Here is a 24,974-nt window from a genome sequence, read left to right as displayed (position 1 = left end):
TTCTACGCTTCTCCTCTTCCGAAACTGTCGAGGAACCCGACAAGGTGATCGGCAACGCGCTCGGGTGCTTCGCGCGTCGGAAAGTGGCCGATGCCAGCCAGAAGCTGGCGCTCGTAATGGCCCGTGAAGTATCGTTCCTTGCCTTCGGACGATTGCGGCAGCACAACGCGGTCGGCATCGCCGTGGATCGTCAGAGTAGGCGCGGGAATGGACTTGGCGGAAATCTGGCGCCGGGCAAGATCGGCGTAGCGCGGATCGGGATCGGCTTCGCCCCAGCGAACCCTGTAGGAGTGCAACGTCACGTCGGCCCAATCGGGATTTTCGAAGGAAGCGGCAACGCTGTCAAAAAGCTCTTCCTCGAACCAGCCGGGCGGGCTCCAGCTTTCCCATTGAAAATGCGCGAACGCCTTGCCTTGCTGGCGAACGATCTCGGCGCCGCGATCCGTTGCCATGAACCATTGGTACCAGAATGCCCTGACCTGGTCCAACGGCGGCGTTGCGAATTCGCCCGGCTGCCAGCCAAGCGACAATGCCGAGCAGCAGCGTATCCGTTCGGGAAATACCGAGGCGAGCAGGTAAGCGATCCGAGCGCCCCAATCGTGGCCGACGACCGCAAAACGGCCGAGGGCAAATGCGTCGGCGAAATCGATCACGTCCTGAGCCATGGCGGCAATTTCACCGGATCGCATGGTCTCGTCCGACAGGAAGGTGGTTTTGCCGAACCCACGCAGCCACGGCGCAAAGGTGCGGAAACCAGCACGATGCAGGACAGGCGCAATGCGCGTGAAGGTGGTTGCGTCGTCCGGCCAGCCGTGGAGAAGCAGGACGGGCGCGCCGGCTCCAGGGCCGCCAGCGATGTACGCGATGCGCAGCAACGGCGTGGTGCAGAAGGCGGGTGTTTCCATGATCCGGCCATCCCGTTTCGATCACGCCGCATGGCGTCAGATCGTTTTCGGCGCAAGTTTGCTGAACCGCGCGCGGCTGCGATTGTTCCATGACAGAGGCAGACTTCCGGTGAAACCTCACCGCTGCTCGCGGTGGAAGAAGACCGACGGGAACGGTTCTGCAAGGTCGTCGTTGTTTCAGACCTCCGCACGCGCCATAATCGCAATGGCCGCCACTCGCCGACTCAACAGCAAATGGACCACATGCTGGATCGATCGCCTACCCTCCCAAGGTCGCTTGGCGCTGCGCTGCGAAGGGAAGTGCCGCGGTTTGCGGCACCCGGCAATGAAATTTCATGCACTACGGTTGCATCCTACAATGTACATAAATGCGTCGGCACCGACGGCAGGTTCGATCCGGAGCGGGTCGCGGCCGTGGTCAAGGAACTCGACGCCGATATCATTGCTTTGCAGGAGGCCGACGAAAGAACCGGAAGCAGGCAGGGATTGCTGGATCTCGCAGCACTCGAGCGCGACAGCGACCTCGTCCCCACACACATCCCGGAAAACCGCCGCAGCCATGGCTGGCATGGAAATCTGATCCTGGCACGCCGCGGCGTGGTCGAAAGCGTGAACCAGATCCGGCTGCCCGGCCTGGAGCCGCGCGGCGCGGTCATCGCGGACCTGGAGCTGAAGGGCGTCTCGCTCAGGATCATAGCCGCACATTTCGGCTTGCTGCGGCGCTCGCGCTCGCAGCAGGCCAACGCGCTGGTCGAAGCCACGCACCCGGTTCTGCGGCCAACAATCCTGCTCGGCGACCTCAACGAATGGCGGGTCCGCAACAGGTCTTCGCTGCTGGCCCTGCTGCCGCATTTCGGTCCGATCGATGCGGTTCTGCCGAGCTTTCCGTCGCGCTTTCCGCTGTTTGCGCTCGACCGCATCCTGGCCAGGCCGCCGCACCTGATTTCCAGCATCGAGGTGCACAAGACGCCGCTGGCGCAGCGGGCTTCCGATCATCTGCCGATCAAGGCCCGGCTGAACCTGGACGCGATACGGCAGCCGCGACTGCAACCAGAATGAACCTGAAGGGTTGTTAGTCAGATTTCAGACGGTTTGCTTCGCTGATGTTTGTCGGTGCACTTTATGGATACAGCCATTTCGCGGTTTGCCCGGGACAAGATCGCTGCCGGCAATAGCGGGCTGGTGCTGATCGCCGACAATTATGACGCGTTTGCCGCACGAATCCTTGCCGCGCGCAGTGCCACCAGCAGCCTCGACCTGATGTACTATCTCTGGCACGACGACCATAGCGGCCGGCTGCTGATGCAGGAGGTCGTCAAGGCGGCGGAGCGCGGTGTCCGCGTCCGCATGCTGCTGGACGATATAAATCCGCGCAACAGCGACGCCGCTTACCTGGCGCTCAACAGCTACAAGAACATCGAGCTGAGGCTGTTCAACCCCAGCGGCATGAGGAACGGCAGCATCTTTCGCTCGCTGGAGATGGTCGCCCGGCTGTTTGCGATGACCCGCCGCATGCACAACAAGGCCTGGATCGCCGACGGGAGCCTGGCCATCGTCGGAGGAAGAAATATCGGCGATGCCTATTTCGACGCCGCGGAGACAAATTTCCGTGATCTCGACCTGTTGCTTCTCGGTCCTGCCGTAGGGCAGACGATGCAGATCTTCGAGGCGTTCTGGAATTGCGAGGCGGCAAAGCCGATCCAGCTGCTCAATCCGGCTGCGGTGGGCTCGCGCGCCGATTTCCTCGACAATCTCGATGCGACCGCGGACGGCCAGCTTTTGAACAGCCTCAGTGCCTGGCGCACGATCACGGAGTTCATTGCAGCGCACAGCGACGTCTGCTGGACGAAAGGCGTTCGCGTCATTTCCGATCCGCCGGAAAAGGTGCGCGGCAAGCGGCGTAGGAACTGGCTGACCAAAGAGCTGCTTCCCGCTATCGCGGCGACCAGGCAGCGCCTCGAAATTGTCTCGCCCTATTTCATCCCCGGCCGCACCGGGTTGGCCATCCTGTCGAAGCTGGTGGATCGTGGCGCCGAGGTTGCAATCCTCACCAACTCGCTCGCCGCGACGGACGTCGCCGCCGTGCACGGCGCCTATGCCAAATACCGCCGCAAGCTGCTTAAAAAAGGTATCCAGCTTTTCGAATTGCAACCCTTCAACCGCCAGGCCAACATCTCCGTTTTCGGCTCAAAGGGAGCCAGCCTCCATACCAAGGCCTTTACGGTCGACGACACGCTGGGGTTTGTCGGTTCCTTCAATTTCGATCCGCGTTCGGTGTCGTTGAATGCGGAAATGGGCGTGCTTTTCCACGATGCCAATCTGGTGATGGAGTTGCGCCGGCTGTTCGAGCACGAAAAGTCACCGCAGACGAGCTATCAGCTGGTCCTGGACAAAGGCGCCTTGCGGTGGCTCGGCATGGCGGATGGCGAGATGCGGCAATGTTCGCGTGAACCGGAGGCCAGTCTCTATCGGCGCATCGTTGCAGCGCTGGTTGGCTGCCTGCCGATCGAATCGCAATTGTAGAAGCGACGGATTTGTCGGAACGCAACTCTTTGTCGGAACGGAAATGCGGGACCACGAGTTGTAACCGTTGTCCGGAGCATGCCGATGAAGACCACGATATACAGTTTTCTTGCCGAGCTCTTGCCGTTCTGGATGGCGCATAAACGCAAAATGCGCCCCGACCGCGCCGCTGAGCGGCCGGCACGACCGGCTGCTGCCGATGACGATGGTCGGCCGACAAGCGATCCGAATCGAGCAACACCGGCGCGTCGGCGCAACACGTCTTAGGGCGGGATGCTTTCAAATTAGATCCCGCTCCAACTGTCTGGTTAGACGCAATTCCGCGACGCCAAGTGATTCCATTTGGCTGCAGAAGCTCCAGTTCCTAGCAATCACGCTATCGTCAAGTATCGCTACCCGAAATCCGGCGTTGCCAAGCATCCATTTTGCAGCACGTACGTTAATGTGCACTACAGGGTTGCCGCTATAGGTGAGCGCCATGAGTGACAGTGCGATAGAATTCTTGCAGGACTGGATCCACGAAAACGTTCATGTGCCGCCGCCTCCGATCAGGCTTGAAAGGGAGGCGGAAATCCTCGCCAGGGAATGCAAGGAAGAGGCGGCCGACGCCGGCGTACCCATCGAAGACATCGAGGAAGAGGTTGGCGACCTCAAGGATCTGCTCGTCGCCAAGCTCGAAGACGCAGCCGAGGACGAGGCCAGGCAACTCAATGGCAATGGCCATGGCCAAAAGATTTCTACGTCAGCGGCCGAGCAAAAGCCGGCCCTGTAAGGCCGGTCCGAGCGCAGGCAAGGCATCACGAGGTGCGCCGCTTCGGCCTATTGTCCGATCAGCGTCAGCCCGAACAGGATCATCAGCCAAAACCCGGCAGCAGCGACCGCAAGACGCGGCAGGACGCCGTCGCTGGCCAGATGCATGAACAGGATGGCGATGACGGCGGTCTTGGCCGCGGCGATCACCAGATTGAGTGCCGAATTGAAGCCGCCGAGCGCGAGGAAGGACGAGCCGACGGTCAGGGCCAGCAAGGCTAAAAGCCCGATATAAGCAAGCGTGAGTTTGCGGAACTCGCTCATCTGTTGATCAGATAGAGGACGGGGAACAGGAAGACCCAGACGATATCGACGAAATGCCAATAGAGGCCGATTGCCTGCACGCGCCGGAACCGGCTGGCCTCGATCGTGCGTGGCCACAGCGCGAGGATGCCGCCGATGACGATTACGCCGCAAATCAGATGCAAGGCGTGCAGTGACGTCATCGCGAAATAGAGGCCGAAGAAGAATTCGGCATGAACAGGATCCGGGCCCTTATAGATGAAAGGTGCGCCGAGCACCGGCGCCAGCCCTTCGCTGAATTCCCTGGCGTACTCCGTCGCCTTGATCGCCAGGAAGACGACGCCGAGCAGCGCCGTCGCAGCCAATGCCCAGCCAGCGGCGCGCCATCGCCGCGCGGCCGTGTACATATGGGCGAGCGCCACAGCGAAACTGCTGGTGATCAGGACGACGGTGTTGGCCGTGCCCAACGGCAGCGACAGATGCTTCGCCGCCCCGGCGAAGGCGTCGCCATAACTCAACCGGGCAAACATGAAGACGAGCAGGATGGCGCCGAACAGCATCACCTCGGAGCCGATGAACACCCACATGGCAAAGCTGTCGGCTGCCGTTTCGCGAGCCGGCCGGTCGAAGGCGATGCTTGTCGTTGGTGACTTCAAACCAGATCCTCCACCGGGTCCGACCGTTTCTCGGTCAGGCCTTTCATCGGATAGTCGTAGGCTGGTCTGGTGACGGTCGGCATGCGATCGAAATTATGCGCTGGCGGCGGCGAGCTTGTTTGCCATTCCAACCCGGTCGCTCGCCACGGATTGGCCGGCGCCTGCGCGCCTCGAAACAGCGACCATGCCAAGTAGAGGAGCGGCATCAGATAGCCGATCGCCAGCACCACGGCGCCTGCCGACGACAGGATGTGCCAGAAAGCGAATTCCGGCGGATAGGTATGGTAGCGCCGCGGCATGCCCAGAAAGCCGAGCACATATTGCGGAAAAAAGGTCAGGTTGAAGCCGATGAAGGTGACCGCCGCGGCTATACGCCCCCAAACCTCCGAATACATTCGGCCGGTGAGTTTCGGCCACCAGAAATGCAGCCCTGCCATGTAGGCGGTCACCATGCCGCCGACCATGATGTAGTGGAAATGGGCGACGACGAAATAGGTGTCGTGAACGTGGACGTCGATGGCGAGCGCGGCAAGGAAAAGGCCGGCCAGCCCGCCGAAGGTGAACAATGCCAGGAAGAACAGCGCATAAAGCATCGGCGTCTCGAAGCTGATTTCGCCCTTGCGCAGCGTCAGGCTCCAGTTGAAGACCTTTATCGCCGATGGGATCGCGACGCAGAAGGACAGGAACGAAAACACCACGCCGGCATAGGCCGACTGCCCGCTGACGAACATGTGGTGGCCCCAGACGAGAAAGCCGAAGACGGCGATCGCCATCGAAGCCAGGGCGACGGCCTTGTAGCCGAACAGCGGCCGGCGGCTAAAGCAAGGCAGCACTTCCGAGACCACTCCCATACCTGGCAGGATCATGATGTAGACGGCGGGGTGCGAGTAGAACCAGAACAGATGCTGGAACAGCAGCGGATCGCCGCCGAGGGCGGGATTGAAGATGCCGATGCCGAAGACGCGCTCCAGCACGATGAGGATCAGCGATGCTGCAAGCACCGGCGTCGCCAGCACCATCACCAGGCTGGTGGCGTACAGGGTCCAGACGAAGATCGGCAGCCGGAACCAGGTGAGGCCAGGCGCTCGCAAGGTGTGGACGGTGACGATGAAATTGATGCCGGTCATGATCGTCGAAAAGCCGACGATGAAAACGCCGAATGCCGCGGTCGAGACAAACCCGTTGGCATAGAGCGTCGACAGCGGCGTGTAGAAGGTCCAGCCGGTGTCGACGCCGCCCAAAACCACCGAGGCGAGCGCGAACAGGCTGCCGAACATGAAGACGTACCAGCTTGCCAGGTTGAGCCGGGGAAAGGCGAGGTCGCGCGCGCCGATCATCAGCGGCAGCAGGAAATTGCCGAGCGTTGCCGGGATCGACGGCACCAGGAAGAACCACACCATGATGATGCCGTGCAGCGAAAACAGCCGGTTGTAGACATCGTCGGAGACCAGGTCGCCGGCCGGCGTCGCAAGCTCGATGCGCATCAGCACGGCAAAGGTTCCGCCGAGGAAGAAGAAGGCCGTCAGCGAGACGAAATAGAGCCACGCCACCCGTTTGTGGTCGGTTGTCAGCAGCCAGGAGCGCGGCCCGGCACCTTCTGCGAGATAGCTTGCCGACGCCAAATCGCTGCTCATTGCGGCGCCTCGTTTTTTGCCGCCGGTAACGAGGGAGATTGGAGCGATAGGGATTTGAGATAGGCCATCAGCATCTGCAGTTCGGCTTCGTCAACGAGACCGTCGAAGCTCGGCATCACCGGCTGGTAGCCGGCGGCGATTTCCTTGTTCGGGACAAGGATCGAATCGCGCAGATAGCGTTCGTCGGCGATGACCGTCTGCCGGTTGGCCAACGCCACCGGCTGGCCGAAAACCCCATCGAGGCCGGGCGCCCGCACCTTGCTGGAATTGCCGTGACAGCCGGAGCAGCCGAGCGCGCGGAACAGTTTCCCGCCGCTCGTGGCAAGGCTTTCGCCTTCACCTTGACTGCCGAGCCATGATGCATATTGCTCCGGCGCCAGCACCGTCACCCAGCCGCCCATCTCGGAATGCTGCGTGCCGCAATATTCGGCGCAGAACAGGTGATAACGCCCCGGCTGCGTGGCGATGAACCAGACATTGGCCGTGCGTCCGGGAACGGCATCCTGCTTGACCCGAAAGGCTGGCACGTAGAAGGAGTGGATGACGTCCTGTGATGCCAGCGACACCACCACCGCCTTGCCGACCGGCACGTGCAGCTCGTTGATCTCGCGCTGGCCGCCGGGATGGCGGAATTCCCACATCCATTGCTTGCCGAGGCCGGCGATCTCGACGGCGTCCGGTGGCGGACGGTCGCGCCGGACAAAAAGGACTGCGCCCCAGCCGAAGAAGATGAAGGCCATCACCAGGCTGGCAATGGTCCACGTCATCTCCAGCGGCAGGCTGCGGGCACGCGCCCCTGTACGGTCGGCTGCGGAGCCGATACGATATTTGACGGCGTAGCCGACAACGAGAACGGTCAGGAACAGGCCGAGCGCGAGTGCGAAAGCCAGCAATGTGTAGAACAAGGCATCGACGCTGCCTGCGATGGACGAGGCTTCCTGCGGGAAAAACCGGATGCCGAAGCTCACGCCCGCCTCCCGCGCGCCAGCAGTATGGCCGTCGCCAACCCCACCACCATGACGATGCTGGCGAGCTTCAACGCAGCCCAGATCGCCGGCGTATATCGCCCCTTGGACGCATCGAAGCCGGCGCAGAGCAGGAAGACATGATCGGCGATCGAGCCGAGCCTGCCGGAAGATGCCTCGACAAGGGCAAGCTCAAGATCGCGCGGCGTGAAGCTCAGCGCCGGCAGCACCTGCGCTATCCGGCCTTTTGGCGTCAGCGCGATGACCGCGATCGGATGGGCGAATTGGTCGATCCTGGCGCGGGTGTCGAAACTGATGCCGGCTTCCGCGGCAAGGGCGCCGCCGGCGCCGTCGGCACTGGTCAGGAACCGCCACGCCGACAGGTTCCTCGCGTCGGCCGCCGCGGCGACCGTGGCTTGCGCATCGCCCGCATCTTCGGGCGTGTCGGCGGCATCGATCGAGACGAACAAAGCGCGATAGGTGTCGGGGTCGAGCGAGGTCTTTTTCAAATCCGAGGCGACCGCCTGTTGGGTCACACCACAAAGGTTCGGGCATTTGTCGTAGCCGAAAATCAGCAGCGCCGGCCGGCCGGCAAGCATTTGGCCGATCGTGCGCTGCTCGCCGGACGCATCGCGAAACACCCGGTCGAGGCTGAGCTGCGCGCCGATCTCGGGATCGAAGGCCGGGCGTGCGAAAGCCATGGCCGGCAGTGCCGCGAGAAGGGAAAAAGCGGTTAGCCAGGCCTTCACGGCCGGCCTCCCTGGCCTGGCGCGGTCCGGCAGCGCGCGGCCTGTGGCGCGCGTGGTATCTCGGCCTCGACCAATCGGCAGTCGGCGCCGGCGGCCGGCGCCGGCTGCCCCCAGTTCGGCAAACCATGGCTGACGATCGCCCACATGGCGTCCTCGATCGGAATGCGGGCAATGCCGGCGGTGCGGTCGACCCAGCCGACCTTGTTCAGCTCCTGCTCCTCCGCCTTGCGGAAGGCAGCGAGGTCGTCTTCTGGAAAGCGCTGCAAGGCTGGACTGGCCCGGTTGCCGACCGATGATGGCCCCGGCAGCGGCCCGAACGGCCTGGTGTCGAAGACGAGCCCGAGGACGATGACTGTTGCGGCCAGGAGCAGCAGCAGGCCGGCCGCGAAGGCAAGCAGCGCGCCCGGCCAGACGTCGCGCGTTTCGGGATGGCGGGCTGCCCTAGCCATGGACCGGCCTCCGGCACCAGAGGGCGATCCGGTCCGGCCGGCCAAGCGCGAAAAGCAGCAGCGCAAGCCAGAGGCCGCCAGCTCCTGCCAGCGCGGCAAGATCGTACCAGAATGCGATCACATTACCGTCCGCCAACGGCGGTCTGATCCGCCAGAGGACATCGACGTAGTGGCCGGCCAGCACGATGCCGCAGATCGACAGCAGGCCGGCATGGCTGCGCTTCAGATCCCGGCTGAGCAGCCCGGCAAAGGGGACCGCGAATTGCAGCGCAATCAGCAGCCAGAGCAGATACTGCCAGCCATTGCTGCTGCGGATGAGGTACCAACGGATCTCGTTCGGCAGGTCGCCGCCCCAGGTCACCAGCCATTGCATGAACGACAGGTAAGTCCAGAGCAACACGAAGCCGAACAGCATGTTGGCCAAATCCTCGCCGAGCGCGACATCCTCCTCGCCGCCCGGCATGACCTCGATCGAGCGGTTCACGCACAGTACCGTCATCGCCAGGGCGTAAGCGCCAACGACTTCGGCGGACGCTTCCAGCAGCGCATAGATGGTCGAGGAGAACTCCGGCTCAAGCGAGAGCATCCAATCGATGGCAAAGATCGTGACCGCCAGCCCATGCGCAATCAATCCAGCGGCATAGGCCTTGCCGCGGCCGGCGCTGCCACGGCCGCTATCGGTCGTTGTCCAGTCAAGCACGCGCCACGCCACCACCAGCCAGATCGCGGCGCAGGCGGCAAAGCGCAGCAAAAAGAACGGAACGTTCAGATAAGAGAATTTCTGGCGCACCGTCTCGGGCAATGCAGCCGCGTCGGCACTCGCCCAGGGAAAGACCAGGTCGAGCCTGAGCAGAACCGGCAGCAGCAGAAGCAGCGCCAGCGGCAGCGTCGCGACGAGAGCGCGCAGCGGCTGGCGGATTGCCTCGCCCCAGCGGCCGCCGGTCAGCCCATGCACGATCAGGATGGTCAGCGCCCCGAGCGGCAGGCCGAGCAGGAAGAGCGCCGCAGGCAGCCAGCCGGCCAATGTGGCTCTGAAGTCGAAGGCCAATCCCGTGGCGCAAAGCACAAGTCCGACGGCGGCCACAGCAAGCGCCGGCAGAATCAAACGTTCGGCGGCAAGCCGCATCATCGCCCGCATCATCGATCCGGCTCCGCATTGAGCTCGGCGCGGAGGCTTTCCGGCAGCTCGGCAATTGGTGCATCGCGCGAATATTGCAGGGCGCGGATATAGGCGACGATCGCCCAGCGGTCGGCAGGCGGGACACGCGCCGCGTAGGAATACATGGCGCCATAGCCGTTGCTGATGACGTCGTAGAAATGCCTGTCGCTCGCCTTGCGCAACGCGTCCTGGTGATAGGTCGGCGGCGCCGGAAAGCCCCGCTCGACGATCATGCCGTGGCCGTCGCCGGCGCGGCCGTGGCAAGGCGAACAGAAGATGTCGAAGCGTTGCTGGCCTCGCCGCAGCAGCGTCATCGTGACCGGATAGGGAAAAGTGTCGGGTACCGGCGAAAGATCGGCATCGCGTGCGACTGTGTCCTCGACCGGCGCCCGCGCCGACATGCCGTCGGCGAATTGGTTGCTGCTTTCGAGCGGATCGTAGCGCGGCTGGTCCTCCATGTCCTGCCGGCAGCCGGCGACCAGCAAGGCTGCCGACAGCAGGATCGTGCGCATGTTCACGCCTCCACCTCCTCGACGGTTTCGGCGCCGAGCCGTGTCAGCTGGCCCTTGGTCACGCCCTTGCGGAACTTCGGATCGGCGGCCTCGACGAGCAGATAGAACTTGCCGCCGCGCGCATAGGTGAAGCTCGTGGCGTTGAAGACCGGGTGGTAATATTCGGGCAGGCGATTGGCGGCCAGCATGCCGAAGAATGCGGCCAGCGCAGCGCCAAGTATCGCGGCCTCGAAGGCGATGACGAGAAAGGCCGGCCAGGAATGCAGCGGCCGGCCGCCGACATTGAGCGGAAAATCGATCTCGACCGAATAGAGGATCAGGCCATAGACAAACACCGCGCCGGCGACGGCGCCGCCAAGGATGGCCCATGGCAAGCGCGTCTTGCGCATGCCGAGCATGTCGGCCAGCCCATGCACATGGAACGGCGAGAACGCGTCCATGCGCCGGTAGCCGCGCGCCCGCATGGTGCGGACCGCCTCGGTCAGCGCTTCGGGATCGGCGAAAGCCGCAATGACGCCGTAAAGGCTCATCTTGCGCCGCCCCTCTCCCCGGCCAGCTCCTCGACCTCGAAAATGGTGATGGCCGGCAGGACGCGGATGAACAGGAAGACCAATGCGAAGAAGGTGCCGATCGAGCCGAACAGGATGCCGAAGTCGAGCCATCTCAGTGATTGTTCGCCCCAGGACGACGGCAGGTAATCGCGGCTTGGCCCGGTGACGACGATGACGTAGCGCTCGACCCACATGCCGACATTGATGATCAGGGCAATGGCGAACAGCACCGCCATGTTGAGGCGCACCCGGCGGAACCAGAGCAATTGCAAAACAGCGCCGTTGCAGGCGAGCATGGTCCAGAACAGCGGCGCATAAGGTCCGAAGGCGCGCTGCCACATCATCGTGCGCTCATAGGTTTCGCCCGAATACCAGGCGAAGAAAGCCTCGGAGGCATAGCCGTAGATGACGATCATGCCGGCGGCGATCATCAGCTTGGCGGCATTGTCCATGTGCCGCGGCGTGATCAGATCCTGGACCGAAAACGCCCAGCGCAGCGGGATGGCGATGGTAAGCACCATGGCGAAGCCGGACAGCAGCGCGCCGGCAACGAAATAGGGAGGAAAGATAGTCGAATGGAAGCCCGGCGTGATGGCGAAGGTGAAGTCGAGCGAGACGATCGAATGCACCGAGACGACCAGCGGCGTGGCCAGTGCCGCCATCAGGAAATAGACCGTCTGGTAGCGCGCCCAATGAAAGGCCGAACCGCGCCAGCCGAGCGCCAGTATCCCGTACAACAGCTGCGCCGGGCGCGATTTCGCCCGGTCGCGCAGGACGGCGAGATCGGGCAGCAGGCCCATATACCAGAACATCAGCGAAACGCTGGCATAGGTGGCGATCGCCGCGAAATCCCAGACCAGTGGGCTGCGCCATTGCGGCCAATGCATATGCGTGTTGGGTAGCGGCAGCAGCCAGTAGAAGAACCACGGGCGGCCGAGATGCAGGATCGGGAAAAGCCCCGCCATCGCCACGGCAAACAGCGTCATCGCCTCGGCAAAGCGGTTGATCGAGGCGCGCCATGGTTGGCGCAGAAGCAGAAGCACCGCCGAGATCAGCGTGCCGGCATGGCCGATGCCAATCCACCAGACGAAATTGCCAATCATCGTGCCCCAGACAACCGGAATGTTGACGCCATAGGCGCCAACGCCGACCGAGATCAGATAGGTAATCGAATAGAGAAAGATGAGGACGAAGACGAAGCAGGCGAAAAACGCGGTCCAGAAATAGCGCGGCAGCCTGCCGTCGAGGACGATCGCACTGATACGGCCGCTGATCTCCGGAAGGTCGTGCCGGCCGCGCAGAACGGGCAGTGCGCCCGGTTTTCCAGCAATAGCCTCAGCCATCGGCTTTCCCGCCTGGCGAGAGACGGCCGTTGATATTCCTGATCTTGCCGAGATAGGTGGTGCGGGGTCGCGTGTTGAGGTCCTCGAGCAAGGCGTAGTGTTGCGGCGCTGCTTTTTCCTGCACGACAGCGGCGCCCTTGCTGTTGAGGTCCCCGAAAACGATCGCCTGTGTCGGGCAGGCCTGCTGACAGGCGGTCACCACTTCGCCGTCGGCGATGTGGCGGTTTTCGATCTGCGCCTTGATGCGTTTTTCGGAAATGCGCTGGACGCAGTAGGTGCATTTTTCCATCACACCGCGCGAACGGACGCTGACGTCTGGATTGTGCGCGGCCTGTTCCGGTCCGGCCGCATCCTTGTCGAATTCCTGGAAGTCCAGGAAAGTTGAAGCGCCGCACCTTGTAGGGGCAGTTCTGCGAGCAGTAGCGCGTGCCGATGCAGCGGTTGTAGACCTGCGCGTTCAGCCCGTCATGGGTGTGGGTGGTGGCGTTGACCGGACAGACGACCTCGCACGGCGCCTTCTCACAATGCATGCAAGGCACCGGCTGGAAAAAGACGTCGGGATCGTCGAGCGGGCCGGAGTAGTAGCGGTCGATCCGCAGCCAATGCATCTCACGGCCGAGTGCCGACTCGTCCGGCCCGACGGTGGCGATGTTGTTTTCCGCCTGGCAGGCAGAAACGCAAGCCATGCAGCCGATGCATGCCGACTGGTCGATCGACATGCCCCAGGCTTCCTGGCTGTATTGCCAGTCGGGATAGAGCGATCCGGTTGGCGCGGGCGGGGCGCCGTCGCGCACGAAGTGTGGATTTTTGCGGAAGGCCTCGAGCGAGGCATGGCGAACGATCGCCCTGCCCTCCATCGCCTGATGGTGTTGCGTGGTGATGACCCGCGCACTGCCGTCCCGCGGCGCGACCGTGGCGCCATAGACGATCCAGGGAGCCTCGAGGCTTCGCAGCCTGTACGCGTCGTGGCCGTCGGCGAGTGCTGCCACCGAACCGAGCTTCCGGCCGAAGCCCAGAGCAAGTGTCACGGTCTCGTCGGGATGGCCAGGCATGATCCAGACCGGCGCATCGATGTCCGTGCCGTTCGAGGCGATATTGACGACCCGGGCGTTTTCCACCTGAAGCCGCCCCGCCGTCGCTGGCGACATCAGCGCTGCATTGCCCCAGACGATCTTGCTCAGTGGCCGCGGCAATTCCTGCAGCCAGGACGAGTTGGCATTGCGTCCGTCGCGCAGCCAGGGATCGGCGACGAAACGGATTTCGACGCCTTTGGCCGCTTCGACGCGCGGGTTCAGGCCGCGCAAATCCGCCGGCATCGCAACATCGACTGGAGTGCTGGCACTGCCGGATACAAAGCCGTCGCGAAGCGCCTTTCGCCACGCGGGATCGTCCAGTGCTTGCGCCCAAGTCGTTTGTGCCCATGTCCGGCGGACGAGCGGCAGCGCAGAAACAGCTAATTCACCGCCAAGCACGGCCAGGATTTCATGCACCGCCCGCCCCTGGTAAAGCGGCCTGATCAGCGGCTGCACGATCGACGCGGTTCCGTCATGGGCGCGCAGGTCACTCCAACTCTCGAGATCATGCGCAGCAGGGACATGCCAGTGTGCGACGAAGGCGGTTTCGTCGCGGTAGAGACCCCAGTGGACAAGAAGCTTCAGCTGCGAAAACACGTCGCGGACATCGAGCCCCGCAGGTGCGGTGTGGAGAGGATTGGCGCCGAGTATGACAACGGTGTCGATATCTCGCGCGGCGATCGCCTGGCAAAGTGCAGCGAGGTCGCCCTCGATGGGCATCGCGTCGGGCGGCTCGATCAGTTCCACGGTGTTGCCAAGCGCACCAAGCCGCGCATTCATGGCAAGAGCCGCGGCATGGACGAACGGTGTTTGATGGGCGCCCGGCACGATCAGCGCCGAGCGGCCGGCCGCCTTCAGGTCGTCCGCAGTGGCAGCCAACCAGGCCGGGTCCAGTGCCAAGGCGCTTGGCGCCGCTTCGCCGCCAAGCACCGCGCTCAGCGCCGCGGCGACGGCTTCGACCTCGCTCGGCCGCACCGGCCTGCGGTGATCGGCGGCAGCGCCGGTGATCGTCGGCGTCGATTCCACCGCATAGACCCGGCTCATCGTATCGTCCGCCCGGCGCACGCGACGCCGCGCGGCAAAGTCACGGGCGTAAGCGAGACGGCCGGGGCCCTCGCCCAGGAAATCCGCGTCGAGACTGACAATCGCGTCGGCGCGATCGAACCGGTAGACCGGTGCAAGCGCCCTGCCGAAAAGAGTCTGCGTGGCTTCGGCGCCGGATGGCGTTGCCAGGGGATCGTGCTGGAACAGCCTCAGCCTGGGGTAGCGCGCGCGCAGCGCCTCGAGCTGCGCCTTCATGGTGGGCGAGGTCGTCGCCTCGATCAGCAGCGCCGCGCCGGCACCGCCTGAGCCGGCCAGCTGCGAGGTGAGCTCGGCCATGTCGGCAAGGAAGTCGCCATAGGCCGCCGGTTCGCCGTGTTTCAGCGGCATGCGCGAGCGATCGGGGTCGAAAAGCGACAGCACCGCCGCCTGCATGATGGCGTCCGTCGCACCGCGCGAGGCCGGATGGCCGGGATTGCCTTCCACCTTGGTCGGCCGGCCCTCATGGCTTTCGACCACCGCACCGATACCGTAGCCATCGCTCGAAAGCGTGGTCGCGTAATAAAGCGGCTTGCCGGGAACGATGTTTTCCGGCTGGCGGATATAAGGCAGGATGTCTTCGGCCCGGCTGCAGGCGGCAAGCCCGGCCAGCGTCAGCGATGCACCCATCAGCTTCAGCAGCGTGCGCCGGTCGAGCCGCGGGATGCGCTCGGCGATCGAGGGAAATTCGGCATCGACGAAGCGGCGGAATTCCGGCGTATCGGCGAGCTCGTCGAGGCTTCGCCACAGCTCCGGGCCGGGCGAAAGCCGTTCGCGCAGGCCGGCCATGTCTGGAGCCGCGATCGGTTTGTCAGCGGTGGCAGACATAACAGTCGGTCATGGTCTCGGGGTGGATATCGAGAAGGCTGATGAGTGACCGGCGGATTTCGGCGATGCCGGCCGGTGGCTTCCAGTGCATCAGGAACACGTCCTGCGGCGGACGCAAATTAGGCTCGGGATCGCGATGGCATGCCAGGCACCATTCCATCGATAGTGCGTGCGCCCGCCGCATCAGCGGCATGTCGTCGACCTCGCCATGGCACGTCTCGCAGGCGACGCCTTTAGCGATATGGATCGAATGATTGAAATAGACGAAGTCGGGGACACTGTTCACCTGCTGCCACTGCAATGGCTGCCCGGAAGCAAGGCTTGCCCGTATCGGCGCCAGCATGTCCGCGTTGGTGAACAGCTGCGAATGGCAGGTCATGCACACCTCGGTCGCCGGCAGACCCGCCGATGACGCAGTCTCGACGCCGCTATGGCAATAACGGCAATCGAGGCCGAGCTCGCCGACATGGTGCCTGTGGCTGAACGGCACTGGTTGCGCCAACGGCCGGCCAACGCCGGTGACGAAGTCCGAACGCAAGACGGCGGTACCGCCGAGAGCCGCAAAGATGGCCATGAAACACGCGCCCCACAGAGCGAAGCGTGAAATGCCGTTGGCACTCCTTGAAAAGACCTGCGGCATCCCCTCGCCGATTTCGCATCCAGCAAACCATACTCACCCCCCAAAGTGCCTAACTGCGGCTGCGTGGGTAAGTTCCGGCTGGAGCAGCGGAGATCACAGAATGGTTACCCCGCCCTGGCCCATCAGGTCGGGCTGACCGGAAACCATCGAACCCTCCATACGTTCGGATGAGGTCACGTTCTGTTTCACCTGGATAAGCATCATGACCATCCCCCACCCCCATCCCATTCGCCGCCGGTCCGGCGTTGCCTTCTGGTGGACGATGTTCGTCGGCGCGCTGCTGACGATCCTCGGCCTGCTGATCGGAGGGGGCGGTGCCTGGCTGATCGCGCTGGGCGGATCCTGGTACTATCTGCCCGCCGGGATCGCCCTGCTGGCCGCCGGCAGCCTGCTGCTTGCCGGCAATGCCGCCGGTGTATGGCTTTACGTCCTGACCTGGCTGGCGACCCTTGCACCCGGCGGCCACCATTTCATGGAGACCAGGATCGGCGACGACATCATTGCCTACGCACTGCCAAAAAGCTGACGCCCGACGATGACGGCTTCGCGGGACGCTTCCATCCTGATCGTCGGCGCCGGCCCGACCGGGCTGACGGCGGCAGTCGAACTGGCAAGGCGCGGCATTGCACCTCGCATCATCGACCGCAAGGAAGGCCCGACGCCGCTCGCCAAGGCGGTCGGCATCAGTTCGCACAGCCTCGACATCCTTGAACCGTCCAAAGTCGCTGCCCGATTGCTCGCCGAAGGATTGAAAATTCGCCGAGCCCGTTTCTACTTCGAAGGACGAGCGCTCGGCGAGATCGATTTCTCGATCCTGCCGCACCGCCATAATTTCCTGCTGTCGCTGCCGCAGCGCGACACCGAATCGCTGATGACCGATACGCTCAAGGGATTTGGCATCGACGTCGAATGGCGAAGCACATTTGTCGGCATGGCCGAGCACAAAGGCCGCGCCGAGGTGCGGATCGAGGCGCCAGACGGCCGTGACGAGGCAAGTTTCGACCTTGTCTTCGGAGCCGACGGTGCGCAAAGCACCGTGCGTGATGCCATGGGCATCGGCTTCGATGGCTACACGCATCGGCGGCAATGGAGCATTGCCGACGCCGACATCGACGATTGGCCCTATGAGCCGATGGCCGCCCACGCATTTCTTCACAGGAACGGCGACGTCGGTTTCGTCATCCCGATCGGCGAGAAGCGCTATCGCGCGGTTTCAAACAGCGAGGATGCGTTGGCGCGCATCCCCGGCAATTACCGGATCACGCGGTTGTTGCGGGCCGACCGCTTCCATATTCCGGTACGACAGGCGCCGCGCTATCAAACCGCATGCGTCTTCCTGGGAGGCGATGCCGCGCATGTGCATTCGCCGTTGGGCGCGCGCGGCATGAATCTCGGCATCGAGGACGCCGCGTCATTCGCCAGGCGTTTCGTCGACGGCACGCTTGCCGGCTACACAAGCGAACGCCACCCGGTGGGGCAACGGTGGATCACGCTCAGCGAGCGCATCCTCTCGCTGGCCCAATCGGACAACGGCATCATGCAAGGCGTCAGGAACGCGGCCTTCAGCGTCGTCGGCCATCTGCCGCTGCTGCAACGGCCGCTGCTGAGCGTGTCGCCGGGCTCAAGGAATGACGTGGTCGCATAAACCTTTTCGCCGGATATGCGTTGTTGGGTTTCAAGCCAGGGAGATGACCATGCAGATGAAATCGGAAATCGCCGGCGAGGCCGCCAAGCAACGGCATATCCAGCGCCGTATCGACGAGAAGGACAAGTCCAAATCCAATGGCAAGCAAAAAGGCGCCATGCAGGCCGGCGCCCGCAAATATCCCGAGCCGCCCTTCCCCGAGCAGCACCAGCCGAAGCCGGGCCATGAATGGGCGATCGAGCCGGCGCCGCTTTACGATGCGCCATTTTATATCGGATCGAAAAAGCTCGACGGCAAAGTGGCCGTCATTACCGGCGGCGATTCAGGCATCGGCCGTGCGGTGGCCGTGCTATATGCGCGTGAAGGCGCCGATGTGGCGATCGTCTATCTCTCGGAGGATAGGGACGCCAAAGATACCAAAAGGGCCGTCGAAGCGGAAGGCCGGCGCTGCATCCTGATCAAGGCCGACGTCAGCGAACGCAACCACTGCCACAACGCGGTGGCTGAGATCGTGCAGGAGTTTGGGCGGATCGACGTGCTGGTCAACAATGCCGCTTTCCAGGTCCATTCCAGCGATTTCAGCGAGCTGACCGAGGAGCATTTCGATACGACGCTGAAGACCAACCTCTACGGCTATTTCCACATGGCGCAGGAGGCCGTGCCGCACATGAAACCCGGTTCGGCGATCATCAATACCGGTTCAGTGACCGGCATCGAGGGCTCGAAGCAACTGGTCGATTACTCCATGACCAAGGGCGGCATTCATGCCTTCACCCGCGCGCTCTCGGGCAACCTTGTCGAGAAGGGCATAAGGGTCAACGCCGTGGCGCCAGGCCCGGTTTGGACGCCGCTCAACCCCTCGGACAAGGAAGCCGGCGATGTTTCGAAATTTGGCGCTGATACGCCGATGAAACGGCCGGCGCAGCCGGAGGAGATCGCGCCGGCCTACGTGTTCCTCGCCTCGCCGCACTGCTCGAGCTACATCACCGGCGAGATATTGCCGATCGTGGGCGGCTATTGACGGCATGTATTTCATTGCCCTGGCCACTGATTATGACGGCACGCTGGCGCATGAAGGGGTCGTTGCCGAGAAGACGCTTGCGGCGCTTGAACGCTTCAAGAAGAGTGGCCGCAAACTCATTCTCGTCACCGGGCGCGAGCTGCCCGACCTGAAACGCGTCTTTCCCGAAGTCGCGATCTTCGACAAGGTGGTCGCGGAAAACGGGGCGCTGATCTACACGCCGGCCAGCGAGGAGGAGCGGACGATATCTCCGCCGCCCGCCCCCGAGTTCATCGCCAAACTCAGGAAACGCGGTGTCAAACCGCTTTCGGTCGGACGCTCGATCGTCGCAACCTGGGAACCGCATCAGGCTACCGCGCTCGAGGTCATCAAGAAATTGGGGCTGGAGCTGGAAATCATCTTCAACAAGGGCGCGGTGATGATCCTGCCCAGCGGCATCAACAAGGCGACCGGGCTGACAGCCGCGCTTCAGGACCTCAGATTGTCGCCGCACAACGTCGTCGGTGTCGGCGACGCCGAAAACGACCACGCCTTCCTGCGCGCCTGCGGCTTCAGCGTCGCCGTCGACAACGCACTGCCGGCAGTCAAGGATACGGCGGATCTCGTGACACGCGGCGCGCGCGGAAAAGGCGTCGAGGAACTGATCGCCAAGGTGGTCGAGCGCGATCGCGAGCTTGTGCCGAACCGCGATGGCATTCTGCTTGGCTCGGAGGATGGCAAGGAGGTGTATCTGTCGCCAACCGATACGGTGCTGATCGCCGGCAGCTCCGGCATCGGCAAATCGACCCTGGCGACCGCACTGACGGAGCGCTTCGTCGAGAGAAAGTTCCAGTTCTGCATCTTCGATCCGGAAGGCGACTATGACGGCCTCGAAGGCGCCGTCCGGCTGGGCGACGGCTCGAACGCGCCGACGAAGACGCAACTGCTCGATCTCCTGGAGAAGCCGGACAACAATCTGGTCGTCAATGGCCTGGCGCTGCGCGTCAACGAGCGGCCGGACTTCTTTGCCGACCTGCTGCCGGGCCTTGGCGGTGTTCGCTTCCGCACGGCACGACCACACTGGCTGATCATCGACGAGGCGCATCACCTCTTGCCGAAGCGGCGCGACGACACGCCAATGGTGCTGGCCATGGAATTGCCGGGCACGATCCTGATCACGGTTCATCCGGACGCGATCTCAACCGAGGCATTGCGGCTGGTCACCGCCGTCATCGCACTCGGCCCCAAGGCGAAAAAGGTCATCAAGACGTTCTGTCACGAGACCGGCACCGAACCGCCAAAGGACAAGCACCTGAACTCTCCAAAAGACGAGCGCGTGCTGTTCTGGCGGCCGCAGGCGCGCAAGAAACCTGCCATGGTCGAGCCGATCGAACCGCGACAGTCGCTCAAGCGCCACAGCCGCAAATATGCCGAGGGCCAGCTGGACGAGAAGGGCAGCTTCTATTTCCGCGGCCCCGACAATGCGATGAACCTCCGCGCCCATAATCTGATGATTTTCGCCCAGATCGCCGAGGGCATCGACGACAGGACCTGGGAACATCATTTGCGCGCCGGCGACTATTCCGAATGGTTTCGCCACCAGATCAGGGACAAGGAACTGGCGCGCGAAACCGCCGAAGCGGAGAAAGACGGCACACTTTCGGCGCAGGAGAGCCGCAACCACGTCCTGGACGCGGTGCGCCGCCGCTATACCGCGCCCGCGACCGCGCCGAAGGAATAGATGCAAACGGCGCCCAGCCGGTCCCAAGCCGGCTGGGTTCACCTCGTGGTCGATCTCCGTCCCACCTCGGCAGACGGCCGAGTCCCAGTCGGTTCCAACCGTCGATGGTCCATCGTGGAACCTCATCCGCCAAACGAGATTGTGTTCTATCGGGCGCCAGATCTATTCAATGCTGAATAATTGCCCGAAAGGAGACGATGGATGAGCAACGATCGGGACAAGGATGGTCCTGTCTTTTCAGCGGAACAGGCGCGGCAGGGCGAGATCATCCTGCGGACGCGGGCGCGCCGGATCATTTTCATCGCCGGCCTAGTGGGTCTCGTCTTGCTGGCATTGCTGGTGTGGTGGATTTGAATTCCTGACGGCTGGAGCGAAATCATGAAATCACAGCTTGTTGCCGAAAGCGCCGGACAGAGAACGTTCGTCGTTGTGCTTGATCCCGGCGAAGAGGCGTTTGCGCAGCTGACCTCGTTTGCGGTCGACCGTGGCGTCGGCGCCGCGTCGCTGACCGCGCTCGGCGCTTTCGAAAGCGCAACCGTCGGCTGGTTCGACCCTGGAGAAAGGACCTACCGGAAAATCCCCGTCCGGGAACAGTGCGAAGTGCTGAGCGCGATCGGCGATGTTGCTATCGGCGACGACGGCAAGCCCAGCCTGCACGTCCACGCAGTCCTTGGATTGAGTGACGGCACCACGAGGGGCGGTCATCTGCTGGACGGCATCGTGCGGCCGACGCTCGAGGTCACATTGGTGGAGACGCCTGGCCATCTGCGCCGCAGGCACAGTCCCGAACTCGGCGTCGCCCTGATCGACTTGGAGGCTTGATCCGAGCCGATCACTTCGTTGATTTGACTGCGGCCGTTTCGGGTACGACCTCCCAACCGAAGACGCTGCGGCCGCCGAGCAGATGCGATTGCTCGAACTCCCCGGCGACGATTTCCTTCAGGCTTGGGCCGGTGACATAGCGCTCGACCTGCCTCGACTGGTCGTCCAGCCGCCGCAACGCGCCGATCTCTTCGTCACGGCCGAGCCTGGCCTTCTGGACAGCCGACTTCAGCACGCCGATGGTCTCGTCATAGACCTTCAGCGGCACGGGGAACGGGTGCCTGTCCTTACCGCCATGCGCCAGCGAGAAACGGCCTGGATCGGAAAAACGGCACGGCGCGCCATGCACGACTTCGGCGACCAGCGCCAGCGCCCGCACCGTGCGCGCGCCGACATTGGGCACGAGGAGAAGCCCGGCGAAATCTGTCGGGCCGCGCTCGGCCGCCGCCGCGATGTTGCCGTGCAGACGGCGCATGACGACGTCGCTTTCGCGCACATCGTGGTGCGCCGGCATCACCAGATGCGGCAGCAGCTTTTGTGCCGGCTCCGGCGCTGGCGCCGAACCCCGCTCCAAAGCGGCAAGCTCCCTCACGATGCGATCCGGTCCAAGGTCGTGCAGAAGGTCCAGTTGTCCCTGGCGCGACGCTTCAGCGCGCCGGTCGGTCAGGTTGACGATCTCGCCCTGGTTGGCGCCCTCGATGGCAGCATGCGGCTGGTCGACAAAGCTCTTCAGGCCTTCGGACAGCCAGTGATAGCGGCGCGCCACCTTGCTGTCGCCGTTCATGCCCTGCTGCACCACCACCCAGTTGCCGTCGTCGGTGACGATAAAGCCGTGCAGATAGAGATCGAAACCGTCCTGGACCGCGGCGCTGTCCACCTTGGCGACAAGCCGGCTGGCAGTCGCCAGGCCTTGCCCGTCGAGGCCGACACGCTCGCCGATCAGGGCAAGCTCGTGCGGGGTCTTGCGCGAATGCGCGCCGCGGCCGCCGCAAACGTGGATGCCGAGTTCGCCGGAAAGCGGCGACAGGCCGCGCTTCAACGCACCGACGACGCTGGTGGTGATGCCGGAAGAGTGCCAGTCCATCCCCATTACGGCGCCAAAGGACTGGAACCAGAACGGATGCGCCAGCCGGCGCAGCAACTCATCGCGGCCGTAATGGTGGATGATCGCCTCGCACATGACCGCGCCAAGCCGTGTCATGCGGTCGCCGAGCCATTTCGGCACGCGTCCGCCGTGAAGTGGAAGATCAGCACTTCCCGATCGCTGTGCCACGCTCTTTTGCTTGCTCCTTGAGTCCTGCCTCCACAGATAGGTATCGAAAGCGCCGCGAAGAAGCGATGGCCTGATTCCAGGCCGCGATCGTTGCGAGCCGCTAGAGCAATTCCAGGAAAAGTGTGAAACGGTTTTCCGTCCGGGATTGCGCAGAAACAAAGAGATAGAGCGTTTCGTCGTTTCCGTGAAACGATGAACCGCTCTAGCGGGCAGGTTCGCTGAGGAGATCAAACTTCTGGATCTCGCAATGCTCGCCCACCGATGCCAGCAGATCCATTGGCGGTGCGCCCGTGTCGGGCCGCCTCCAACTGATCTCGAACGAGAACACAGGGTCCTTGAGATCTGGGCGCCTCTCTATTGCGACGAGGCGTGCCTGGTAGCCAAGCGGCCCGATGAGCGCATCGAGCTCCTGTCGAGCCGCGGCCTTCCACGTCAGTGCCAACTGGGCATGGTGTTCGCGCGACATTCGAAGGTCCACCCATTTCAGGACCAGCAAGGTGGCCAGCGTCAGCGCCGTGCCGGCCGCGCCCAAGCCGTATTGGCCACCACCGAAAGCCAATCCGATCGCCGTCATCACCCACAACGTGGCCGCCGTGGTGACGCCGCTGACAAGACTGCCGCGGCGAAGAATGGCGCCACCGCCGATAAAGCCGACGCCGGTCAACACGCCCAGCGGAAAGCGCAAGACGTCCATCGATGCAAACGAATCCGGGTGCTTGCCAACGGTCTCGAGCAGAATACTGGCCTGGATCATTGTGATGGCGGCGGCCAATCCGACCAGCACGGTGGTGCGTAGCCCCGCCGCGTGCCCGCGCGCCTCGCGGTTGAGGCCTATCAACAGGCCGGCGAGCGCGGTCAGAAGCAGTCGTGCCGCGATGTCCTGCCAGACCGGAACAACGAGGAGCATCGCGGTCACCCGTCAGGCCAAGCGCTGCTGGCCAGGAATAGCGCCAGGGTCAAAGCGAACAAGGGCAAGAGCGTCTTCATCGCAAATTCTTTTCGTCGATAAGCAACAAACGATGCGCTTGGATTTTGGTTGCGCCGCCGACGATTCACCCCGGCGATGGGCAGCGGCGGAACAAAACCTTCGGCCTGCGGGTTGGTGGGTTCACGCCAACGAAGGATTTGCAGTCATGGTCCGCTTGCTGCTTGCCGGAGCCGTCGCTTATCTGGCCTATCGCATCACCAAGGAGATCGGGGGGTCCGACGAGGTCGATCCGCGGTCGCCTTCACCCGACCAAACCGGCCGCAAGGTGCCGAGGCGGGAAAGCGGGGCGCAGGGGAATGGCCGACGGCGGTAGCGAATGCCTCAGCGGCGGCGCGGACCAGCCATGACCGCATTTCCGTTGCCGCTCGACCTTCGTCCGATGGAAGCCAAAGCCGCCGACGCAATTCCTGGCGGCGACGGGCTTTGGCAGTACGAACCGAAATGGGACGGGTTTCGCTGCCTCGTGTTCAAGGGCGACGATGCCGTCGATCTGCGTGCAAAATCGGGCAAGCCGCTTGGCCGCTATTTTCCCGAACTGGTCGCGGTGCTGCGCGATGTGAGGTCGCGACGGTTTGTGGTCGACGGCGAGATCGTCATCGAGGTCGACGGATCGTCCTCGTTCGAGGCCCTGCAAATGCGCCTCCATCCCGCCGAAAGCAGGATCCGCAAATTGAGCCTCGAGACGCCCGCCATGCTTGTCCTGTTCGATGTGCTGGCCGAACCCGGCGGCAAGGTCATCATCGAACAACCGCTCAGCGCCAGGAGACGGGCGATCGAGGCCTTTGTCGCGTCGGCGGGACGGCCCGAAGTGCGCCTGTCCAAATGCACGCACGACGCCGCTGCCGCCGAGCGCTGGCTGCAAGGCGCCGGCCATGGCTCGACCGACGGTGTCGTTGCAAAACTGATCGCCGAGCCATACCGGCCCGGCGAGCGCGCCATGGTCAAGGTCAAGCGGCTGCGAACTGCGGATTGCGTGGTCGGCGGCTTTCGCTATCTCGCCGGCAGCAACGAAGTCGGATCCCTGCTGCTCGGCCTCTACAACAACGAAGGCAGGCTGGACCATGTCGGGTTCACCTCGACCATCGGCAAGGACGACCGGGCGGCGCTGACCAGGCGGCTGGAAAAACTGCGGGCCAAACCGGGTTTCACCGGCAAGGCGCCGGGCGGGCCAAGCCGCTGGAGCACGGAGCGCAGCGGACAATGGGAGCCGATAAAGCCTGAACTGGTGGTCGAGGTTCGTTTCGACCATGTGACAGGCGACCGGTTCCGGCACGGAACCAAGCTGTTGCGCTGGCGGCCGGACAAGGAGCCCCGGCAATGCACGTTCGATCAGATCGAGTAAGCCCGCAGCGATGCACCGCTTCAAGGCTCTAGCTGCCCGCTCT

General features: G+C 63.5%; 25 protein-coding genes. 10 read left to right on the top strand and 15 right to left on the bottom strand.

Translation table 11 applies throughout. The features are described 5' to 3' along the window. Positions 1 to 2: 2 nt before the first annotated feature. On the bottom strand, positions 3 to 905 hold the full coding sequence (locus NKI16_RS22725) for an alpha/beta fold hydrolase (RefSeq protein ID WP_352571857.1): 903 nt from the start codon (positions 903 to 905) through the stop codon (positions 3 to 5). Between the two features lie 243 nt (positions 906 to 1,148). Between NKI16_RS22725 and NKI16_RS22720 the strand changes: the two genes are divergently transcribed. From NKI16_RS22720 to NKI16_RS22710, 3 genes are all read left to right on the top strand, one after another. Then, positions 1,149 to 1,964, top strand: a complete 816-nt coding sequence (locus NKI16_RS22720; RefSeq protein ID WP_023677076.1) for an endonuclease/exonuclease/phosphatase family protein — start codon at positions 1,149 to 1,151, stop codon at positions 1,962 to 1,964. A gap of 63 nt (positions 1,965 to 2,027) precedes the next feature. Beyond that, positions 2,028 to 3,428: a phospholipase D family protein gene (locus tag NKI16_RS22715; protein ID WP_352571858.1), complete on the top strand. Its 1,401-nt coding sequence runs from the start codon at positions 2,028 to 2,030 to the stop codon at positions 3,426 to 3,428. Positions 3,429 to 3,906: 478 nt separating this feature from the next. Next, on the top strand, positions 3,907 to 4,200 hold the full coding sequence (locus NKI16_RS22710; protein ID WP_352571860.1) for a hypothetical protein: 294 nt from the start codon (positions 3,907 to 3,909) through the stop codon (positions 4,198 to 4,200). Between the two features lie 47 nt (positions 4,201 to 4,247). Here the strand turns inward: NKI16_RS22710 and NKI16_RS22705 are convergent, their stop codons facing one another. Genes NKI16_RS22705 through NKI16_RS22650 form a run of 12 tightly spaced genes read right to left on the bottom strand, consistent with a single transcriptional unit; the run spans position 4,248 to position 16,120 of the window. Next, positions 4,248 to 4,502: a cytochrome C oxidase subunit IV family protein gene (locus tag NKI16_RS22705; RefSeq protein WP_023677081.1), complete on the bottom strand. Its 255-nt coding sequence runs from the start codon at positions 4,500 to 4,502 to the stop codon at positions 4,248 to 4,250. Then, positions 4,499 to 5,137, bottom strand: a complete 639-nt coding sequence (locus NKI16_RS22700; protein ID WP_352571861.1) for a cytochrome c oxidase subunit 3 — start codon at positions 5,135 to 5,137, stop codon at positions 4,499 to 4,501. Before NKI16_RS22700 ends, NKI16_RS22705 begins: the two co-directional genes overlap by 4 nt. Then, positions 5,134 to 6,771: a cytochrome c oxidase subunit I gene (gene ctaD / locus NKI16_RS22695; protein ID WP_352571862.1), complete on the bottom strand. Its 1,638-nt coding sequence runs from the start codon at positions 6,769 to 6,771 to the stop codon at positions 5,134 to 5,136. The genes NKI16_RS22700 and ctaD overlap by 4 nt, the downstream gene beginning before the upstream one ends. Next, entirely contained in the window at positions 6,768 to 7,739 is a 972-nt protein-coding gene (gene coxB, locus NKI16_RS22690) for a cytochrome c oxidase subunit II (RefSeq protein ID WP_352620771.1), read from the bottom strand. The genes ctaD and coxB overlap by 4 nt, the downstream gene beginning before the upstream one ends. Further along, positions 7,736 to 8,485 carry an SCO family protein gene (locus tag NKI16_RS22685; RefSeq protein WP_352457816.1) on the bottom strand — a complete coding sequence of 250 codons (750 nt, stop codon included), beginning with the start codon at positions 8,483 to 8,485 and terminating at the stop codon, positions 7,736 to 7,738. Before NKI16_RS22685 ends, coxB begins: the two co-directional genes overlap by 4 nt. Continuing rightward, positions 8,482 to 8,934, bottom strand: coding sequence for a hypothetical protein (locus NKI16_RS22680; protein ID WP_023677086.1), 453 nt, complete (start codon positions 8,932 to 8,934; stop codon positions 8,482 to 8,484). Before NKI16_RS22680 ends, NKI16_RS22685 begins: the two co-directional genes overlap by 4 nt. Further along, positions 8,927 to 10,075 carry a hypothetical protein gene (locus NKI16_RS22675; protein WP_352571865.1) on the bottom strand — a complete coding sequence of 383 codons (1,149 nt, stop codon included), beginning with the start codon at positions 10,073 to 10,075 and terminating at the stop codon, positions 8,927 to 8,929. The genes NKI16_RS22680 and NKI16_RS22675 overlap by 8 nt, the downstream gene beginning before the upstream one ends. After that, positions 10,072 to 10,605, bottom strand: coding sequence for a c-type cytochrome (locus tag NKI16_RS22670; RefSeq protein WP_352457837.1), 534 nt, complete (start codon positions 10,603 to 10,605; stop codon positions 10,072 to 10,074). Before NKI16_RS22670 ends, NKI16_RS22675 begins: the two co-directional genes overlap by 4 nt. 2 nt (positions 10,606 to 10,607) lie before the next feature. Beyond that, positions 10,608 to 11,135, bottom strand: a complete 528-nt coding sequence (locus tag NKI16_RS22665) for a DUF3341 domain-containing protein (RefSeq protein ID WP_352457813.1) — start codon at positions 11,133 to 11,135, stop codon at positions 10,608 to 10,610. Then, entirely contained in the window at positions 11,132 to 12,418 is a 1,287-nt protein-coding gene (gene nrfD, locus NKI16_RS22660; protein ID WP_502897615.1) for an NrfD/PsrC family molybdoenzyme membrane anchor subunit, read from the bottom strand. Before nrfD ends, NKI16_RS22665 begins: the two co-directional genes overlap by 4 nt. Next, a complete protein-coding gene (locus NKI16_RS22655; RefSeq protein WP_352923697.1) occupies positions 12,313 to 15,480 on the bottom strand; it encodes a TAT-variant-translocated molybdopterin oxidoreductase in 3,168 nt (1,055 codons plus the stop codon). The genes nrfD and NKI16_RS22655 overlap by 106 nt, the downstream gene beginning before the upstream one ends. Beyond that, positions 15,464 to 16,120, bottom strand: a complete 657-nt coding sequence (locus tag NKI16_RS22650) for a cytochrome c3 family protein (protein WP_502896720.1) — start codon at positions 16,118 to 16,120, stop codon at positions 15,464 to 15,466. The genes NKI16_RS22655 and NKI16_RS22650 overlap by 17 nt, the downstream gene beginning before the upstream one ends. Positions 16,121 to 16,322: 202 nt before the next feature. Between NKI16_RS22650 and NKI16_RS22645 the strand changes: the two genes are divergently transcribed. From NKI16_RS22645 to NKI16_RS22620, 6 genes are all read left to right on the top strand, one after another. Further along, positions 16,323 to 16,646: a hypothetical protein gene (locus tag NKI16_RS22645; protein ID WP_352571869.1), complete on the top strand. Its 324-nt coding sequence runs from the start codon at positions 16,323 to 16,325 to the stop codon at positions 16,644 to 16,646. A 9-nt stretch (positions 16,647 to 16,655) separates the two neighbouring features. Then, positions 16,656 to 17,765 (top strand): FAD-dependent oxidoreductase, encoded by a 1,110-nt coding sequence (locus tag NKI16_RS22640; protein ID WP_352571870.1) that lies wholly within the window; start codon positions 16,656 to 16,658, stop codon positions 17,763 to 17,765. Positions 17,766 to 17,814: 49 nt separating this feature from the next. Continuing rightward, positions 17,815 to 18,786 (top strand): SDR family oxidoreductase, encoded by a 972-nt coding sequence (locus NKI16_RS22635; protein WP_352571871.1) that lies wholly within the window; start codon positions 17,815 to 17,817, stop codon positions 18,784 to 18,786. Positions 18,787 to 18,790: 4 nt separating this feature from the next. Then, on the top strand, positions 18,791 to 20,506 hold the full coding sequence (locus NKI16_RS22630) for an HAD family hydrolase (RefSeq protein ID WP_352782491.1): 1,716 nt from the start codon (positions 18,791 to 18,793) through the stop codon (positions 20,504 to 20,506). Between the two features lie 201 nt (positions 20,507 to 20,707). Next, a complete protein-coding gene (locus NKI16_RS22625; protein ID WP_352457805.1) occupies positions 20,708 to 20,860 on the top strand; it encodes a peptide ABC transporter permease in 153 nt (50 codons plus the stop codon). Between the two features lie 24 nt (positions 20,861 to 20,884). After that, positions 20,885 to 21,328, top strand: coding sequence for a PPC domain-containing DNA-binding protein (locus NKI16_RS22620; protein ID WP_352782493.1), 444 nt, complete (start codon positions 20,885 to 20,887; stop codon positions 21,326 to 21,328). 10 nt (positions 21,329 to 21,338) lie between these two features. Here the strand turns inward: NKI16_RS22620 and NKI16_RS22615 are convergent, their stop codons facing one another. After that, a complete protein-coding gene (locus tag NKI16_RS22615; RefSeq protein ID WP_352614262.1) occupies positions 21,339 to 22,601 on the bottom strand; it encodes a DUF763 domain-containing protein in 1,263 nt (420 codons plus the stop codon). 202 nt (positions 22,602 to 22,803) lie between these two features. Then, positions 22,804 to 23,508, bottom strand: a complete 705-nt coding sequence (locus tag NKI16_RS22610) for an MgtC/SapB family protein (RefSeq protein ID WP_352782495.1) — start codon at positions 23,506 to 23,508, stop codon at positions 22,804 to 22,806. A 424-nt stretch (positions 23,509 to 23,932) separates the two neighbouring features. On the opposite strand from NKI16_RS22610, the gene NKI16_RS22605 reads away from it, so the two are divergent. After that, positions 23,933 to 24,931: an ATP-dependent DNA ligase gene (locus NKI16_RS22605; protein ID WP_352782497.1), complete on the top strand. Its 999-nt coding sequence runs from the start codon at positions 23,933 to 23,935 to the stop codon at positions 24,929 to 24,931. Positions 24,932 to 24,974 lie beyond the last annotated feature (43 nt).

The sequence above is a fragment of the Mesorhizobium sp. M0698 genome (assembly GCF_040320455.1).
Taxonomy (GTDB): domain Bacteria; phylum Pseudomonadota; class Alphaproteobacteria; order Rhizobiales; family Rhizobiaceae; genus Mesorhizobium.
This window is presented reverse-complemented; position numbering and strand designations above follow the sequence as displayed.

What these genes read in the sequence shown, in the direction of transcription:
- NKI16_RS22725 (WP_352571857.1), bottom strand. Translation starts at nt 905, where the DNA reads ATGGAAACACCCGCCTTCTGCACCACGCCGTTGCTGCGCATCGCGTAC.
- NKI16_RS22720 (WP_023677076.1), top strand. Translation starts at nt 1,149, where the DNA reads ATGCTGGATCGATCGCCTACCCTCCCAAGGTCGCTTGGCGCTGCGCTG.
- NKI16_RS22715 (WP_352571858.1), top strand. Translation starts at nt 2,028, where the DNA reads ATGGATACAGCCATTTCGCGGTTTGCCCGGGACAAGATCGCTGCCGGC.
- NKI16_RS22710 (WP_352571860.1), top strand. Translation starts at nt 3,907, where the DNA reads ATGAGTGACAGTGCGATAGAATTCTTGCAGGACTGGATCCACGAAAAC.
- NKI16_RS22705 (WP_023677081.1), bottom strand. Translation starts at nt 4,502, where the DNA reads ATGAGCGAGTTCCGCAAACTCACGCTTGCTTATATCGGGCTTTTAGCC.
- ctaD (WP_352571862.1), bottom strand. Translation starts at nt 6,771, where the DNA reads ATGAGCAGCGATTTGGCGTCGGCAAGCTATCTCGCAGAAGGTGCCGGG.
- NKI16_RS22680 (WP_023677086.1), bottom strand. Translation starts at nt 8,934, where the DNA reads ATGGCTAGGGCAGCCCGCCATCCCGAAACGCGCGACGTCTGGCCGGGC.
- NKI16_RS22675 (WP_352571865.1), bottom strand. Translation starts at nt 10,075, where the DNA reads ATGATGCGGGCGATGATGCGGCTTGCCGCCGAACGTTTGATTCTGCCG.
- NKI16_RS22670 (WP_352457837.1), bottom strand. Translation starts at nt 10,605, where the DNA reads ATGCGCACGATCCTGCTGTCGGCAGCCTTGCTGGTCGCCGGCTGCCGG.
- NKI16_RS22665 (WP_352457813.1), bottom strand. Translation starts at nt 11,135, where the DNA reads ATGAGCCTTTACGGCGTCATTGCGGCTTTCGCCGATCCCGAAGCGCTG.
- NKI16_RS22655 (WP_352923697.1), bottom strand. Translation starts at nt 15,480, where the DNA reads ATGTCTGCCACCGCTGACAAACCGATCGCGGCTCCAGACATGGCCGGC.
- NKI16_RS22650 (WP_502896720.1), bottom strand. Translation starts at nt 16,120, where the DNA reads ATGCCGCAGGTCTTTTCAAGGAGTGCCAACGGCATTTCACGCTTCGCT.
- NKI16_RS22645 (WP_352571869.1), top strand. Translation starts at nt 16,323, where the DNA reads ATGACCATCCCCCACCCCCATCCCATTCGCCGCCGGTCCGGCGTTGCC.
- NKI16_RS22640 (WP_352571870.1), top strand. Translation starts at nt 16,656, where the DNA reads ATGACGGCTTCGCGGGACGCTTCCATCCTGATCGTCGGCGCCGGCCCG.
- NKI16_RS22635 (WP_352571871.1), top strand. Translation starts at nt 17,815, where the DNA reads ATGCAGATGAAATCGGAAATCGCCGGCGAGGCCGCCAAGCAACGGCAT.
- NKI16_RS22630 (WP_352782491.1), top strand. Translation starts at nt 18,791, where the DNA reads ATGTATTTCATTGCCCTGGCCACTGATTATGACGGCACGCTGGCGCAT.
- NKI16_RS22625 (WP_352457805.1), top strand. Translation starts at nt 20,708, where the DNA reads ATGAGCAACGATCGGGACAAGGATGGTCCTGTCTTTTCAGCGGAACAG.
- NKI16_RS22620 (WP_352782493.1), top strand. Translation starts at nt 20,885, where the DNA reads ATGAAATCACAGCTTGTTGCCGAAAGCGCCGGACAGAGAACGTTCGTC.
- NKI16_RS22610 (WP_352782495.1), bottom strand. Translation starts at nt 23,508, where the DNA reads ATGCTCCTCGTTGTTCCGGTCTGGCAGGACATCGCGGCACGACTGCTT.
- NKI16_RS22605 (WP_352782497.1), top strand. Translation starts at nt 23,933, where the DNA reads ATGACCGCATTTCCGTTGCCGCTCGACCTTCGTCCGATGGAAGCCAAA.